Consider the following 16,514-nt stretch of genomic DNA (forward strand, 5'->3'; position numbering starts at 1 on the left):
CTATGTGCAGGCCTAAATATATGATAGGGCATTTTGTGTTGCTCATTTATATGTACTTTATGCCTAGTAGAATAACGCTGTTGATTATTCTCATGCCAGAATATACTTACAACTGACACAAGGTTTATCTGCTGATTCGCCCCTCATCTTCTCACCCTGCCGTCAGCGTTATTTAGCAAGTTGTGATAATTAAAAACTTAACTGCCAGTGATGCCTTAAATGGCTCTCATGTAAAAAGCATGTATGACATTCTAAGGTTTTGGATGATAGACCCATAATTAAACACGTTATAATATTAATCACTAATTAGAGAAACAACCAAAACCAACACTATTATTTAGAATACAACCGCACCAAGCAGAACTATTCACCTCACAAAAGGACACATCATACTTATATTTATTATAGTGTTATCTGAACAGCGGGTATTATTTTATTAAGAATTTACTCAATGCAAAGTCCGTGCAATAATATGAAATTAGTAAGATGTGTTCTTTAAGGTGTGTCGTGGTTACTAAAGTGCAAATTAGGAGTCAGTTTGATTTAATGAACGAATTAACTTTAAGGTTAATTGAGGAATTAAACGAATGTGAGTTTTCCAAAGCAGAGTACTATCAGTTACCTGATGTAAGTAATTTAGATGAAAATAAGGTTCCTGAGTCCATACTTGTCTCTAAAATAACTGGAGCGCCGGCTCAAAAGGCAATTTTAAACTCCTTTTCTGACATTTATAAAAAATCGGGCTTAAGTAGTCGCGTGTTAAAAAGGCACCCTGGTTTACTTGTTATTAAAAATGCAGATAAACAAGCTTTAAATAATCGTATAGCACAGGTTAACAAAGCTAAAGCTAGTTTCAAAGAGTGTATATTGGCAATTGATAATAACGATGCCCGATTTGAGGCTGTTCATAATGCAATACCAAATTTAATAACACTTGCTGCCTATCGTAAGATTCACAGTGAGAGTGAATCACCATTTTCTGTTAGGTTTACTTGGATGCACAAGCACGCAACTAAAACGTTGACTAAAAAAATGGCCCTCGAAATGCTCGACAAATCGGCCAGTTATCGAAATCCAAGAATGATAGATCAGCAAAAATGGCAATCACTTGTAGCTCAAGAACAATTACGGGTTGCTAGTTTAGGTGAAAAGGAAAAATTAAGAATTCGTCGCCCTACTCGCGTAAGCCCTCAAGTTAATGTGAGATACACAGCACAAAACCGCTATCATGTGAGCGCCGCATTACCATTTATTCTGATTAATCCAGAACCAGACGTTAAACTAGGTATCTTACCTGATTATAAAAAACCCGAAGCTCATCCTCGAAAACGTGAGTATGATTTTTTAGTAGATAGGCTATATTTAGAACAAGTTGACCGATAGCTATTATGTTAAAAAGGCCACAATATGTGGCCTTTTTAGTAAATATGTACAGTATTTAAATAACGTTTATTATTTTTCTACTATCTCTTCTATTTTATCTTCATCAATTAACACTGCATTTTCAACAATACGTTTACCGCCTTGAATCTCAATGCGTTTGTTGTGTTTGTTCAATGTAAGTATTTCATCGCAAAACTGATCAGACGGGTGCATTTCGTATGTGTAATCAATAATGTTACCAGTTTTGTCATCTTTGACGTTTGTAATGCTGTATTCTGATATAGCACCTTTTTCAATCAAATCTTTCATTGTGGTGGTCATATCACGACGAAGCGCTTTTAATTTATTTTCCGTAATATCATCAGTTGAATAAATAGATCCGTATTTTTCCATAATAGAAAGTAATCTAAAATGATACGTTTTACCTGGAGCTGCATAACGCCAAAGGTGATACAAACGAAGCATCATCCAACGCGACAATCCCCGTTTTAATTCTTGTGCACTATTAAAGTAATACCCTTTGTATTCAAGGTTATCAATCATGTTATGAACAAACGCATTTAAGCAGGCCACACACTTTACATTGCCACCTTGACCTTTTTTGCCACTAAAGTGAAGTGACGATAAAAAGTTCATATTTGACTCGTAAAACGAATCATCTATATCGGAGTTTTTAGTATCGGTTGCTGAATATTTAAATGAAAGTTTAGAACCTTGCAATGCTTCAAGTGACTCTTTAATTGCAGGATATGGCATTGACTGCCCTACCGCTTTGAGCTCTTGCGCTAATTCGTTCATAGAAAAAACAACCGCGTATTGAATACCGGACTTAAAATTAATTTTAACTATTTTGCCTTTAGAAGCTAAACGAATAAGTGCTCGTTCTACTTTTTCTTCTCTGTCCGATGGCCAAACAAGATACTCAACATCTTCGCCATCTTTACGAGTACTGACAACAGCAGGGGTAATTTTTATCTCACCATCGTATAAAATACCATCTACTTTTTCTGATATTTTACGCGTAATGATTGTTTTTTTAGGCGCTTCTTCAAGTGGCAATTTTTTATAGCCAGAGCGAACAAAACGGCCCCACAAATCATAATGATTAAACGTGTTTGAATATGCACGTAAACCATGAGCTGCATTTTCAATAGAAATTCGCACGTCTTTGTTGTCTGTAAATAGTGCTAGACTTTCGTTATCAATTGCACTTTCCACCCCGTGGATTTGGCCCCTGAGTGTATCGGGCAAATTATCTACCGAGATGTTGACCTTTCGGCTCATTGTTCTTATTTCCATTTTTATTGCGACATCTAATAACAACACATTAAACAACAAAAGTTAAATGTTTAAGTTAGTATAAAAGTGATCTGACTTTAAATAAAACGTTTAGATCACTATTATACTAAGTAATGTACATAACTTGCGATTTCAGATCATATTTTTACTAACTAGGTCATCTCAAATCGGTTTTTTACTAACTCAGCTGTTATTTTGTCCACCACAATGGCTTTATTTTAAAATTTAGCACGACAAATTCATACGAAAATTAATATCCCTGTGGATAAAGGCTTATCGAGTTAGCATAGATCTGATCTGTACCAAGTACAGATCAGATCTATACTAATTAAACGAACCTATTGACGCTAAGGTTAGTGCATAACTTTATAATTTACTTAGTAAAAAATTGATCTCAAGGGCTCTTTTTGTTCATAACCTTATGCGCAACCTGTGTGTAACTTGATTTAAAAAATAAGGCTTAGTAAAAAGGTGATCTGCAGGTAGATAAAGATCTGATCTTAACCAAGTATAACGCTGATCTGCTTTTTTTTATATTGTTTATATTAATCATAATGTTATGTGTTAATTTAAGGTCCTTAACCTTTAATACCTTATATATTTAACCACCTTTAAACTTCTTTATTTATACTAAGCAATATTAAAAGTGTAAAAGTATTTTTAAATGTCTTCTTTTTAAAATGCATGTCGTCTTAAATAGTTATTTACAGCAATTTGAATGGACATTATACTAACTGCCTAACTTTGAGGAAGAAAGTATGTCTATCAATAATAACGCGTTAAGTACCTACCGGCTTTTAAAAGCAACTGCCGAAGTAGCTGAAAAATCATTAGAAGGTCGTATTCAGCACTATCGTGCTCATCTTAAATCAGAAGAAAAAGAATTAAGAACTTATACGCAAAAAGCAGCTGCCGATTTATTAGGTTGTAATAATCGTACTTTAAAAAGACGTCATGATAACGGTGACTTTGATGATTTAAACATAAAACGCGGCGCCAATGGTCATTATGCTTACACATTAGTAAACATTTTTGCTATGGCTGATATTATGGATATTAAACCAGATCATCGTACTGGTGATGATAAGCTGCAAGTTATCGTCATTAATTCTCTCAAAGGTGGCTGTGGCAAAACAACCAGCATGGTTAATATTGCAGCAGCGCTGGCAACTACAAATATTAAGCGCTATCGCATTGGAATAATTGATTTAGATCCTCAAGGCTCTTCTTCAAGCTTTTTTCCTTCAAGCGAGCATGACCCAATTACTGTTGGTGATCTAATGCGTGATTGTATAGATTTAGATGAGGGCGAAACATGGCCTGAATTTGTTTCAAACTCATTTTTACCAACGCATATCCCAAATATTCGTGTACTACCATCAGGTATGGACGATTTTTACTTTGAGCATGAAACTGCAACATTACTCAAAGACACCTCAAATTATGAGCAAACTCGCCATTACCATAAATTACTTGAAAAAGTAATTGACCCTGTTAAAGACGAGTTTGATATTATATTGATAGATACAGCTCCAACTCTTAACTTTATGTTTTATAATGCATTAATGGCTTCTACTGCGATGCTTATCCCTGTTCATCCAGAAGCTGTAGACTTTGATGCTAATAATAAATATTTAAAACGACTAGGCGAGATTTACCATACCGTTGCGGCACTTGGCCATGAGGGATGGGACTTTATGCAGTTTTTAGTTACCAACTATGTAAAAGGTAATCACTCACAGCGCGATATTGTTAAAGATGTTCGTAGTGCATTCGGTCGCCAAGTTATGAGTTACCCAATCAACCACAGCTCGGCGATTACTGCTAGCTCTTCGTCTTTCAATACTATTTTTGATCAAAAAGCGTCAGACAGCTTAGCAAGCCGTGAATCACTAATGCGCGCTCAAGAAAATATTAAAGATGTGGTCGATGAGCTAGAAATGCTTATTCGTTCAAATTGGCAGTCAACTCAATCAACACTCAATACCCCTAAGTAAGGATGTTAAATAAAAATGGCTAAAAAACGTAAAAATGACACCCGCTTAGATCCTTTTGCAACAGCTGTAGGAAGTAGTAGCCTTGACGCATTACTTGAACAAGCAAATGCTGGTGATGTAATTCGCATGCCAGCACCGAGCGATCCTGAGCGCCAAATTACACTTATTTGCAAAGTGATCGCACACGCTGACATTGAATCTACAACTGGTGTATACGGTAAAAACCGCCGTGTACAAGCACTTCTTAACGAAAAGTCAGTATCGGATATTTTACCTGCCATTGCAGAGGATGGCCGTAATCAGCACCCTGCGTTACTTTGGGATCAGGGTGATAAAAGCTTAGTCTTAGCGGGTTCTCGCCGTCGTATGGCCTGTATTTTAGGTAACGCCGATTATTTAGTACTTAGTTCAAGTGACTTTACTGAGCAAGACGCTAAAATTTTAGCTGTATCTTCAGATCAATATATCGCTCCAAGTCTATGGGAGCTAGGACAAGCTTACCAGCAAACTAAAAATGAGCTTATTGAACAAGGTAAAAAAGGATCTTACAGAGAGATTGCTGCAATTGAAGGTGTATCACACACCGCCATTGCAGATGCTGTTAAAGCGTATGAACAAATACCTGCTGAAGTTATTGCACTCTACCCTACTGCGAATCACGTGGGTCGCGAAGTGGCTAAAAAGCTCATGAGCGCAAAAGAGAGAGACCAAGAGGCGTTTAATCAACTTGTTAGTGACCTAGCTAGTGATGAAGAGCTAAACGCCATTACAAGTGACGACAAGCGTGCAATGGCAATCACCAAATGCCTAACTGCTGAGCCTCAAGCTGCTGTTAAGCGTGAAGCTGTACTTGAAAATAAGTTTGTATCGGTGCAACGCAATTTAAAAAGTGGTGATGTGTCTATCAAAATCGACAATAAAGTGATGACAGACAAACGCTTAGAACAATTAACTAAGCTATTAAGTGCTTTTAATTAGTTAGTTAAATAATGATCTGTCAGACGTGCCTACTTAGTTAAATACTGATCTGACAGATTGTTTTGTTAGTAAAAATCTGATCTCTACTAGCCTAATCCTACCTTAAATAATCATATTTCCTCTTCAAGATCACTTTTTTACTAACTAATCGCCCCCTTTTAGCTATTTGCTCTTGGTTTATTATTATTGTTAGTAAAATTGTGATCTATAACGTGTCGTTTAATCATTATATTTATGTGTAGTGCCTAATATTTTGCGAAATTTTATACTCATTTTTACCTATAAACCGATTTTTTACTAAGCTATCAGCTCCAACCAGTTTATATCTTGTTAATAGTGCTTTAGCTCAGAGCACATAAGGCATATACTGGCAGAATTATTTTTAAAATTTAATGCTTAGAGTGACATGTCTGCTAACTTATCAAAAAATGATTTAATGGCTATTTTTGAAGAAATTAAAAATGAGCAGGCTACCCAGTTTCCTCTTTCTGAACGCTTTATTAAAAAACTTTTTCGCGAAAATGTCTTAGATAAAGGCAAAGAGTACTACAAGAAAGGTCAAATCACCTGGCTAGAGCATACCCCTAATTTTTCTGTTGTAGACTCTACCGTGCAAGTGGATAACGGATCATCATTTAACCAACGTATTGAGATCAGTAAAGTACCAACTGGTTATTCTGTTGATACACACTGTACGTGTAATGCAAAAACCAAATGCCGACATTTAGCTGCTATTTTGTTTAAGCTTAAAATAGAGCACTCTGGTGAATACGGTGAAGATTACTTCATTAATGATTGGTTTAGTGAATTAAGCGCTCTTAAAAGTGGTGATCAACATACACCGTCGCAAGTATTATTATTTGTATTAGATATTGAAAATAACAAAGTATTTTTAACACCTAAAATAGCTAATTTTGAGACTAAAAAGGATTACACGTTAGGCCGAAACCTCACAGAGCAACAGTTAAATAGTTTCGTAACGCCAAATGATTTACTCGAAAGTGATTTTAGATTATTTAGCTGGATACGTTCACAAAATGCAGTAGGAAGTATTGAGCTAAAAGGCCAATGGGGCTTTAGTGCCCTACAACAATTGATCGCTACTGAGCGCTTGTTTTTTCAGCGCTCTCGCGTGCCAGTTAAAGCGCAATCTGGCCAAGCATTGAGTTTTAGTTGGGAGCAAGATAAAGATCTATCACAATTAGTTATTAAGCTCGAGCAAACTCAAAACTGGGCTTTATTAAAAACAACACCGCCTACTTACCTCGATTTAGATCATTTAAAAGCGGGTCGTCTTCGTACACCATTGAGTGCAGACGAAATAGCGCATTTACAAACTATGCCTGCTTTGCATGACGCTAATTTTGACAGAATATACAAACAACTTGCAGATAACTTTGGTGCAGGTGTTATACCGCACCCTACTAACTTGCAGCCAACGTTACCTAAGCTATCTAGTAATGCTGTTTTAAAAGTAACAATGGGCGAGCAAGGTTTATCACTTTCGCTGTTATTTAAGTATAAAAATAAAAACTATTTAGCTGGTTCTGCCCCAGCAAGTACTATAAATAGCGCATTTGAAAACACCGTAACTAACGAGCTAATCAATCTAGGGTTTGAATTTTGTAAAGGGGGTTTACAAAGTGGGCTTGTATTTACAAAGCAATCTCCTATCCATTTGCATTGGCTAATATACGAAGTATTTCCTGGCTTTAAGCAGCGTGGTTGGCAAGTCAGTGTAAGTAAAGTAACAAGCCCTAATCCACAATGTGAAGTGAGTTTACATGTACACCGTGCAGCAGGGCATCAAATGCACTGCAAAGTATTGTTGTGTGACGCAAAAGCAGCGCTGTTGTTTACTAATGCTGATTCGCTTTATCAGTCATTGAATCGCCAAAGTGAACTGTTTTATTACTACCCGCTTGGTCGTCAATTTGGGGTTATTAATAAGTCTGCCATTAACTTATTAAACGAATTTAAAGAACGCTTTGAATTTGTAAAAACACGTGACGAATTTAATATTCCGCTTTCGTATTTACCTGAACTAGTAAAGCACACAGCTATTAACGTAGAGCTTCACGACGATTCACTTGAGCTATATTTACAAGAGTTAAATAATACCGATAAGGCAATGCCTAAGGTTTCATTACATGGCTTAAATGACTCTGTAACACTTCGTGAGTACCAACAGCAAGGCGTTGATTGGCTTAGCTTTTTAAAACGTCATCAATTAGGTGGTATTTTAGCTGACGACATGGGGTTGGGTAAAACACTCCAAGTTATTGCATTTTTAGCGAGTACATTTAACCGCCCTCAAGCAGGCCCTACACTTATAGTGTGCCCAACTAGCTTGGTGAGTAATTGGAAAAACGAAATCACTAAATTTGCTAAAAGTTTAAAAGTAACCACTATTTTTGGATCAAACCGTAACGATCCTTTACAACACTTAGCACAAGCGCAATGCATTCTTACTACATACCCGCTTTTAAAGCGTGATATTGCATATTATTCACCATTATATTTTGAAAATATAATCCTCGATGAAGCACAATACATTAAAAACGATACCGCACAGGTCTCACGATTAGTTAAACGCTTAAATGCCGACTTTAAACTTTGTTTAAGTGGTACTCCAATCGAGAATAATTTACTTGAGCTTAAATCGTTACTCGATTTTGCTATGCCATCGTTACTTGGCTCTCAAGCCCACTTTAAGCAGCACTTTCAAACACCTATTGAGCGTGAAGCTGATATGCAGAGGGCTGAGCAGTTAAAAGCGTTAATTATGCCCTTTATAATGCGCCGCGCTAAAGCACAAGTAGCGCAAGAGTTACCTGAAAAAACAGAGCTTACAAAAGAGTTTGAGTTTGAGCCTAAGCAAAAAGAAATGTACCAAGGCATTACACGTTCATTAGAAGAGAAGCTAATAGACTTATTTGCCGAACAAGGCGCACAAAAAAGTAAGCTTGCATTTTTAGAGGCGCTTTTAAAGTTAAGGCAAATTTGTTGCCACCCTAAATTAATAGATCCACATACTCAAGCAGGCTCTACTAAGCTTGAATGGTTAACAACACACTTACCGCTTATGCTAAGCCTGGGTCGTAAGATTATTATATTTAGTCAGTTTACATCGGCACTCGATTTAATAGCTCAACGCCTTGAAGAAATAAACATTAACTTTAGTATGCTTACAGGGCAAACGCGTCAACGAGATAAAGTAATCGACGAGTTTACCAGTGGTAAAACATCCGTGTTTTTAATTAGCTTAAAAGCCGGTGGAACAGGCCTTAACTTAACACAAGCAGATACTGTTATTCATTTTGATCCATGGTGGAATCCCGCAGTAGAAAAGCAAGCGACTGATAGAGCCTACCGTATTGGTCAAACTAATCCTGTATTTGTTTATAAGCTCATAATGAGTAACTCAATAGAGCAAAAAGTATTTAAAATGCAGCAAGACAAGCAAGCTCTTGTTGATGCATTATTTACTGATAAATCAATGAGCTTTACAAAGTTTGATGAGCAGCAAATGTTGTCTTTAATTAAAAACTAAAAAAGATCTAAAAAGTTTTGATCTTTTTATGAACTTAATTAAAAAGCGGACGTCTATCATTATGCTTGTTGATTAATTGCAGTTAACACAAGCATCATGTTGATTTCCCATTTAGTTACTAATTTTAGTAATGATTGAGCCTGCCCATTTTGAGTTGGCTTTTTTTATGTCTAAAATTTAGCGCGCAGCACTTATTTTAAAAGTTTTTTATTTTTTTATGAACTTAATTCAAAAAGACGCGTCTACTATTATGCTTGTTGATTAATTGCAGTTAATACAAGTTTTCATGTTGATTCCCTATTTAGTTACTAATTTTAGTAATGATTGAGCCAGCCCATTTTGAGTTGGCTTTTTTTATGTCTAAAATTTAGCGTTCAGCACTTATTTTAAAAGTTTTTATTTTTTTTGAACTTAATTAAAAAAGACACGTCTACTATTATGCTTGTTGATTAATTGCAGTTAATACAAGTTTTCATGTTGATTCCCCCTATTTAGTTACTCATTTTAGTAATGATTGAGCCAGCTCATTTTGAACTGGCTTTTTTATGCCCATAATTTGATTTGTTTAAATCAACCCAAATAAAAATAAATGATCTTCCGCAAATTAATTTGAATTAATTATTTTGTTATCCGGTCTACTCTAATGCCTGTTGTTATATAGCCTCACCTAATAATATTAGTTATTTTGGTGATTATGTATTTAAGTTGCAGCTTGCTCGGGCACATGTTGATTATCCCTTTGATTACTTAACTTAGTAATATTTGACCAGCTTATTTTAAGCCGGTTTTTTTATGTCTGTAATTTCTTAACTCCCCTACTTCTGTTGTTGGTTATTGGTTATGATGGCATGTCTCTAAATTTTATAAGTTTATTTTATGCTCACTCAAGTACTCACTAATATTGATTGGCTAAGCGCTGGTGCTGGTGTTGCTTTAGGCGCCCTATTTTACGGCGCTGTAGCAACACGGCTTCGCAAAAAGCTACATCTACAAATAAGCGAACAGCAGCAACAGCTTTCCCTGTTACAAAACCAATTTGATAATAAAGAGCTGCAATACAGCGCCTTGCTAGAAGATCATGAACTGCTAGAACATACTCACCAAGAGCAGCGCGATGAAGCCCAGCATTTTAAAACGCGTTTTAGCGAACAAGAAAAACAAAGCATTCAATACAATCACTTTTGGCGTAAAGCCGAAGGCGAGCTTGCAGCGCTTCGTGAACAATATAATCAGCGCGATGTTGAATATAATAATATGCGCACTACCCTTGAGCAAAAACAGCAAAACTTTAGCGAGCAACTCGCGCAAATTGAGCAAAGTAAAAATACGCTCAAAAAAGAGTTTGAAAACCTAGCCAATAAAATTCTAGAAGAAAAATCACAAAGCTTTAAAACCTTAAATCAAGAAAGCATTGAGCAATTATTAAAACCAGTTCAAGGCGAGCTAAAAGGCTTTAGAGAAAAAATGGAATCAATGCACATTGAAGACATAAAACAACGGACTGCACTTAAAACCGAGCTACTGCATTTGCAAGCTAAAAGCCAAGCTATAACAGATCAAGCCGACAAGCTCAGTAACGCCCTACAAGGGCAAAAGAAAACCCAAGGTAATTGGGGCGAGCTTATGCTCGAAAACGTATTAGATAGTGCTGGCTTACGTGCAGGCGTTGATTATAAGCGCGAAGTGTCGTTTAACACTGAAGATGGCCGCTTGCGCCCTGATGTAGTTGTGTACTTACCACAGGGTCGCCACTTAGTTATTGATGCTAAAACTTCATTAAATGCCTATACACGCTACGTGAACGCTGAAAATGATCTAGATGCTAATCAAGCAATTAAAGAGCATGTAAACGCCGTTACAGCGCGTATTAATGAACTTGCGAGTAAATCGTACGACCGCTTACCAGGTATTAACTCGCCAGAAGTAGTGGTTATGTTTGTACCAATAGAATCAGCTTTTGTAGAAGCACTCAAATATCAAAGCGATATTTACCAACAAGCAATCGAAAAAAATATACTGGTAGCTACACCCACTACCCTGCTTACTAGCCTTAATATTGTTAAACAGCTTTGGCGTTTTGAAGAGCAAACCAAATATTCAAAAGAGCTGGCAAGTCGAGCGGAGCGTTTTTATAACAAGCTCAATGGTTTTTTATTGAGTATGGAAGGCGTAGGTAAGCAGCTTGATAAAGCGAAAGAAAGTTATGATAAAGCATTTTCGCAGCTATACCGTGGTAAAGGTAATTTAATTAAACAAGCATCAGAGTTTAAAGAGCTAGGTGTGTCGGTACAAAAAGAGCTACCTAGTGAGAGCGTAGAACGTGCCCAATTAGAGTTAGATTAACTCTGATTTATTTTTTATTTAGTTTATGTAAGTTAAACCTTAAGGATATTTATGAATAATAAGATTGTAGGAATTGTTTTAATCGTTATAGGTATCGCTTTAATTATGTGGGGATACGACGTGTATGATGCGGCGGCTTCGCAGCTTAGCCGTGCATTTAGTGGCGGCACACCAATAGAAGCATGGGCGGGTATTATTGGCGGTACCATCTGTGTGTTAATTGGTATTAAAAAGCTCAAGTAACCTGAACTTGAATAATAGATCTATTTAAGCAGCTATTTTCAGCGCTAACTACGTTGAATTTAGTTGTAATAGTCTGCACTGCACAGTGTTACTTAGCAAGATAAAACTCTTACAGCACGGCAAGATCATTATAAATTGAACTTATAGAGCAAGTAGTGATCAGATCAAGGCATAATAATTACTTGGTCGCATAAATATGAGCACTACTTTTCTGAAACATTTTAATTCAATTACAGATCCTCGCATTGAACGTTGTAAAAAGCATGAACTTATCGATATTCTTCTCCTTGCTATTAGCGCTGTGCTCTCTGGTGCAGAAGGATGGGAAGATATTGAAGACTTTGGGCACCTAAAACTTGATTGGTTAAAAAAATACGGTACGTTCAACGCAGGAATTCCAAAACATGACACGATTGCTCGCGTCATGTGTCGGTTAAAAGCAAATGAAATAGAAAGGGCATTTCAATCTTGGATATCATCACTGATTGAAACTACAGGTGCAGATATCATCGCTATCGATGGCAAAACCGCACGGCGTTCATTTACCACAAAAGACAGAAAAAGTGCCTTACACACGGTCAGTGCATGGAGTTGCCAACACCAGTTAGTGCTTGGGCAGACGGCTGTTGATAATAAAACAAATGAAATCACCGCAATACCAGAATTACTCACCCTGCTCGATATTGAAAACAGTATCATTACGTTAGATGCGATGGGATGCCAACAAGAAATAGCAAAACAAATCATCCAACAAAAAGCAGATTATATTCTTGCACTTAAAGGTAATCATTCAGGCATGCAAAAGGAACTAGAAGCGTGGTGGCACAAGTGCGAGCGTGAAAGGTTAACTAAGCATAATTGTGATGAACATACCGAAATAAGCTCAGGACATGGGCGTGTTGAAACACGTACATGCCAGCAGTTACTTATAGATAAAAGCTGGCTAGGCAAGGATTATCGTTGGCCTGGCTTAACGAGTATTATTAAGGTCAGGGCTGAAGTTCATGATAAGTCGGCAGGGTCGGATACCACTGAAACACGCTGGTATATAAGTTCATTAGACTTAAATGCAGCGCAAGCACTCAATGCAGTACGCAGTCACTGGCAGGTTGAAAGCATGCATTGGATGCTTGATATGAACTTCAGAGAAGATGAATCGAGAATACGCAAACTTCAAGGGCCATTAATGTTTAATGTAATGCGAAAGATAGCCATGGCGCTTTTTAAACAAGATGCATCTAAGTCAGCAAGTATGGCGAGGAAAAAGAAAATGGCAGGGCTAGACGATGATTACCGCTCAACCCTGCTAGAGTCTGGGATTAAAATGCGCTAGCCGTGGCCAAGACAAACTGACGCTGTTAATTGACCGCCATGCTTATATTGAACATATCGACAGACAAATTAATCATGCTAACCAAGAAGATCTCAAATGCGCACTCCTGTTTATCGACCTTGATGGCTTTAAACAAGTAAACGACTCATTTGGTCATAGTTTTGGTGATGAAATATTAGTTCAAGTTGCTACTCGCCTTGCCAATGTTCTACGCCACCATAAATTAAGTAATATAAATAGTGCTAACCAATTAGAACAAAACTTATCGAGGTTGGGAGGAGATGAATTTTCCATTTTTATAGAGTTACTTGATGATAGCGACAGAGTTGTTGAAATTGCTAAACACGTGCTTAGTGAGCTTGAAAAAGACTTTGTGCTAGGTAACAAAATAGTAAAAATTAGTGCCAGCATTGGTATTGCGGCTTATCCAGAAAGTGCATCAACGCCGCAGGCTCTTTTGCAATTAGCTGACGTGGCTATGTATAGGGCTAAAAGCGATGGTAAGGGGATATTTAAAGTTTACTCACCAGAAATGGGTAACAAAATGCGCCGTTACCATTATTTACTCGAAGAGCTACGCATAGCAGTCGCTTGTAAAGATTTGTACTTATCTTTTCAGCCAATTGTGCATGTTGAAGATTGTATGATTGATTACTTCGAAGCGCTTACACGCTGGGACCACCCAGTTGAGGGTATGATCCCCCCTTCAGAGTTTATACCAATAGCAGAGGAGTCTAATTTAATATTAGAGCTTGGCGATTGGATTATGCTTGAATCGTGTCGGCAAATGGCTGCTTGGCACAATGCAGGTATGCGCAAAGTAAAAATATCTGTTAACGTTTCGGGCATTCAACTAAAGCATCGTGATGTTTATGATTGGGTAATGAAAAAACTTAAAAAAACCGGCTTACCCGCTACGTCCTTAATGCTGGAAATTACCGAATCAACTTTCATTAAAGCCAGTCCAAGAATTATTAAAGAGCTAAGTAGGCTAAGAGAAGAGGGTATCACTATTGCTATTGATGACTTTGGTACAGGTTTTAGTTCTTTAAGTACATTAGCGGATTTACCAATAGATGTTATTAAAATTGATCGCTCGTTTATAGCACAAGCCAATAAAAGCCAAAAATATAACGATATATTAAATACAATTAGTGATCTTGGGAAAAAGCTAGGTCTTAAAATTGTTGCAGAAGGCGTTGAAGAAATAGGGCAGTTTGAACTCGTTAAAAAAATGGGTGTGAGCTCTGTTCAGGGATATTTAGTTAGCCGCCCTGAGTCATCGGTTAATGTAGGTAATAAAGTATTACGCAATAACACCAGTAACCTTTCAGCATCGGGTACAAGTGCTTGGGATATTGTTAGTTAGTTACACATAAAAATGCCACTCGAAATAGAGTGGCATTCTTTGTGCAATCAGTAATTATTGTATTAAAAATCAAATGTGCGTGAAATAGCAAGTACAATACGCTCATCAGACGCATCATTATCTAAGCTTGTGTTTTCAGCGGCCACTTCAATACCAAAACCTTCGTAGCTTGTTTGGTATGCTAAGCGGTAGTGGTGGTATGATTTATCACCCTTGTTCTCATCCCACTCAAACTTATCACCATCAAGTGAGTTTGAAATATCAAAGCTGGCACGTAGTGCATGGTTTGGAGCCAGCTCATACGTGTGAGCAATCATCGAAATAACATGCCCTGTATCGTAACCAAAGTAGTCCCAGCTGTACCAAAAGTTAAGTTCAGTTTGGCCGTACTCACTTGCATAACCAAACTTAGTGTAAGCCTCAGCGTAGTTACCATCGCTGTTATTACCTTGATAAGTGTAATAAGCAATACCGTAATCAACACTAAATTGCTCATCAAGTTGTACATACTTACCAATGTAAGCATCAAGTTCAAAATCGGTATCGTCACCAAAATCTACATTTGAAGCCCATGCACCTGCATATACACCGCTTTCAAAGGCATAGTCTAAGCTACCTTGAATTGCAGGGTTGCTATCTGTTTGGCTTACACCATTAAAAGTGTAGTCAGACGCTGCAGTGATTGTTGTTGACCAATCAGCTGCTGCAGTGGTTGATAAAAGTGCTAATGGTAGTGCTACTACAAGTTGTTTTAGTTTGTTATTCATTATTAATCCCTAGTGTACTGTGTCTATTTTTGTGTAATCAATTTCGTTTGCTTTTGGTGAGCTGTCTATGTTTGTAACTGTTTTAAACTTGCTGTATCCGATAAAACCAGCACAGATAAAGAACAATCCAATAACTAATGCGCCTACCCACTGAATTTGTAAAAATTCTAATTTAAACAATAGTGTAAGTAGTGATAGAGCAACAATGTTTCCGACTATGTATTTCATTTTACCAAAACGCTTTACAGTAAAGTTTAGGTTATCTGTATATAAACGCACTAACGAATCGAGTGAGTTAATTACAAATACAATACCTACAAATACCATTGCAAAGTTTTTAATGCCTTGTGTTGGAATGCCCGCTTCATGGTAGTGATAAAGTACGCTAAACCAAATCGCAATCGGAATTGATGGAAATATTAACATTGCACCTAATACTTGGTATGTTTTAAGTCCACCAACAAAGCGTGATGTAAATTGACCAATCATTATGCTCCACGCAAACCACCAGAATAAGTAGAACTCATGGTAATCATTAAGCGGTAAAACAAATTCATTAATGTTTGCAAAGTAAGTACCAATAGAGCCTAAGTTATCTGTAAATGCTGACATTTGACTATCACCAATCACAAATGCGCCAGCCCACATAAAGGCGATTAAAGCTAAAAATAACCACGTAGTAGAAATACTTAAAATACGTACATATTTAATATCAGTACTTGAGTACACAGCAAAACAGATAGCCGCAAACACAATTAAGTAAAATTCAGAAACTATACTTGTTCCATCACCTAGTCCGGGTAAATACCACGGTAGGTTTGTAAGCAGCAAATAAGCGGTAAATGCACATGTACCAATAATTACAACGTTATTGATAAATTTAACCCAAGGAATTTCGAAAAATTTCACTTTAGGTTCTATTACACAGAAATAAAAGCACGTAAGAAAGTAAAATCCCCAGATCAAAAATCCCCAGTAGCCAAACTCAATAGCCAGTGGATTTGCAAACGCGTATTCTGGGCTTGCTTTTATGTCTGCATAACCTGCAAACTCAGTTAAAGGAAACATGATAAGGCCAACATCTAGGCCAGAAGTAAATAGTATTGCTATAAACGTAAAGGTTCGAACTGGTGTTACACCTACTACGCGAACATTACCCCATTTAATTAAAATAGTGATAATGGCAAGTAAGGTAAAAATGATCCCTGCATTAAGCCAAATAGTCATTGTTACCCTCCAGTAATGAATA

The 16,514-nt window shown here is 36.9% G+C and carries 10 protein-coding genes and 1 pseudogene; 8 read left to right on the forward strand and 3 right to left on the reverse strand.

The window, feature by feature from the left end; all coding sequences use genetic code 11:
• Nucleotides 1–507: 507 nt before the first annotated feature.
• Nucleotides 508–1,383, forward strand: a complete 876-nt coding sequence (locus L655_RS0113895; protein WP_024605351.1) for a DNA replication terminus site-binding protein — start codon at nucleotides 508–510, stop codon at nucleotides 1,381–1,383.
• 69 nt (nucleotides 1,384–1,452) lie between these two features.
• Here L655_RS0113895 and L655_RS0113900 read toward each other — a convergent pair whose 3' ends face one another.
• Nucleotides 1,453–2,667 carry a hypothetical protein gene (locus L655_RS0113900; protein WP_024591590.1) on the reverse strand — a complete coding sequence of 405 codons (1,215 nt, stop codon included), beginning with the start codon at nucleotides 2,665–2,667 and terminating at the stop codon, nucleotides 1,453–1,455.
• Between the two features lie 773 nt (nucleotides 2,668–3,440).
• On the opposite strand from L655_RS0113900, the gene L655_RS0113905 reads away from it, so the two are divergent.
• The 7 genes and pseudogenes from L655_RS0113905 to L655_RS0113935 all read left to right on the forward strand — a co-directional run.
• Nucleotides 3,441–4,679, forward strand: a complete 1,239-nt coding sequence (locus tag L655_RS0113905; protein WP_007583176.1) for an AAA family ATPase — start codon at nucleotides 3,441–3,443, stop codon at nucleotides 4,677–4,679.
• Nucleotides 4,680–4,694: 15 nt separating this feature from the next.
• Nucleotides 4,695–5,657 (forward strand): transcriptional regulator, encoded by a 963-nt coding sequence (locus L655_RS0113910; RefSeq protein ID WP_024605352.1) that lies wholly within the window; start codon nucleotides 4,695–4,697, stop codon nucleotides 5,655–5,657.
• A 406-nt stretch (nucleotides 5,658–6,063) separates the two neighbouring features.
• Nucleotides 6,064–9,210, forward strand: coding sequence for a DEAD/DEAH box helicase (locus L655_RS0113915; RefSeq protein ID WP_024605353.1), 3,147 nt, complete (start codon nucleotides 6,064–6,066; stop codon nucleotides 9,208–9,210).
• 876 nt (nucleotides 9,211–10,086) lie between these two features.
• Nucleotides 10,087–11,553 (forward strand): DNA recombination protein RmuC, encoded by a 1,467-nt coding sequence (gene rmuC, locus L655_RS0113920; protein ID WP_024605354.1) that lies wholly within the window; start codon nucleotides 10,087–10,089, stop codon nucleotides 11,551–11,553.
• A gap of 51 nt (nucleotides 11,554–11,604) precedes the next feature.
• The gene (locus tag L655_RS0113925) at nucleotides 11,605–11,796 is read left to right on the forward strand and encodes a DUF3185 family protein (protein ID WP_024605355.1); all 192 of its coding nucleotides are present in this window, start codon (nucleotides 11,605–11,607) and stop codon (nucleotides 11,794–11,796) included.
• Between the two features lie 196 nt (nucleotides 11,797–11,992).
• Nucleotides 11,993–13,129 (forward strand): ISAs1 family transposase, encoded by a 1,137-nt coding sequence (locus tag L655_RS0113930; protein ID WP_008466968.1) that lies wholly within the window; start codon nucleotides 11,993–11,995, stop codon nucleotides 13,127–13,129.
• Between the two features lie 7 nt (nucleotides 13,130–13,136).
• Nucleotides 13,137–14,498: pseudogene (locus L655_RS0113935) on the forward strand (bifunctional diguanylate cyclase/phosphodiesterase); the annotation flags it as partial.
• Nucleotides 14,499–14,560: 62 nt separating this feature from the next.
• Here the strand turns inward: L655_RS0113935 and L655_RS0113940 are convergent.
• Entirely contained in the window at nucleotides 14,561–15,265 is a 705-nt protein-coding gene (locus L655_RS0113940; RefSeq protein WP_024604515.1) for a TorF family putative porin, read from the reverse strand.
• A 9-nt stretch (nucleotides 15,266–15,274) separates the two neighbouring features.
• Nucleotides 15,275–16,492, reverse strand: a complete 1,218-nt coding sequence (locus tag L655_RS0113945; protein ID WP_024604516.1) for a BCCT family transporter — start codon at nucleotides 16,490–16,492, stop codon at nucleotides 15,275–15,277.
• Nucleotides 16,493–16,514 lie beyond the last annotated feature (22 nt).

The sequence above is a fragment of the Pseudoalteromonas sp. TAE79 genome (assembly GCF_000498015.1).
Classification (GTDB): Bacteria; Pseudomonadota; Gammaproteobacteria; order Enterobacterales; family Alteromonadaceae; genus Pseudoalteromonas.

Bases quoted from the DNA above. Each gene is read 5' to 3' on its own strand.
- L655_RS0113900 (WP_024591590.1), bottom strand. From the start codon at position 2,667: ATGAGCCGAAAGGTCAACATCTCGGTAGATAATTTGCCCGATACACTC.
- L655_RS0113905 (WP_007583176.1), top strand. From the start codon at position 3,441: ATGTCTATCAATAATAACGCGTTAAGTACCTACCGGCTTTTAAAAGCA.
- L655_RS0113910 (WP_024605352.1), top strand. From the start codon at position 4,695: ATGGCTAAAAAACGTAAAAATGACACCCGCTTAGATCCTTTTGCAACA.
- L655_RS0113915 (WP_024605353.1), top strand. From the start codon at position 6,064: ATGTCTGCTAACTTATCAAAAAATGATTTAATGGCTATTTTTGAAGAA.
- rmuC (WP_024605354.1), top strand. From the start codon at position 10,087: ATGCTCACTCAAGTACTCACTAATATTGATTGGCTAAGCGCTGGTGCT.
- L655_RS0113925 (WP_024605355.1), top strand. From the start codon at position 11,605: ATGAATAATAAGATTGTAGGAATTGTTTTAATCGTTATAGGTATCGCT.
- L655_RS0113930 (WP_008466968.1), top strand. From the start codon at position 11,993: ATGAGCACTACTTTTCTGAAACATTTTAATTCAATTACAGATCCTCGC.
- L655_RS0113940 (WP_024604515.1), bottom strand. From the start codon at position 15,265: ATGAATAACAAACTAAAACAACTTGTAGTAGCACTACCATTAGCACTT.
- L655_RS0113945 (WP_024604516.1), bottom strand. From the start codon at position 16,492: ATGACTATTTGGCTTAATGCAGGGATCATTTTTACCTTACTTGCCATT.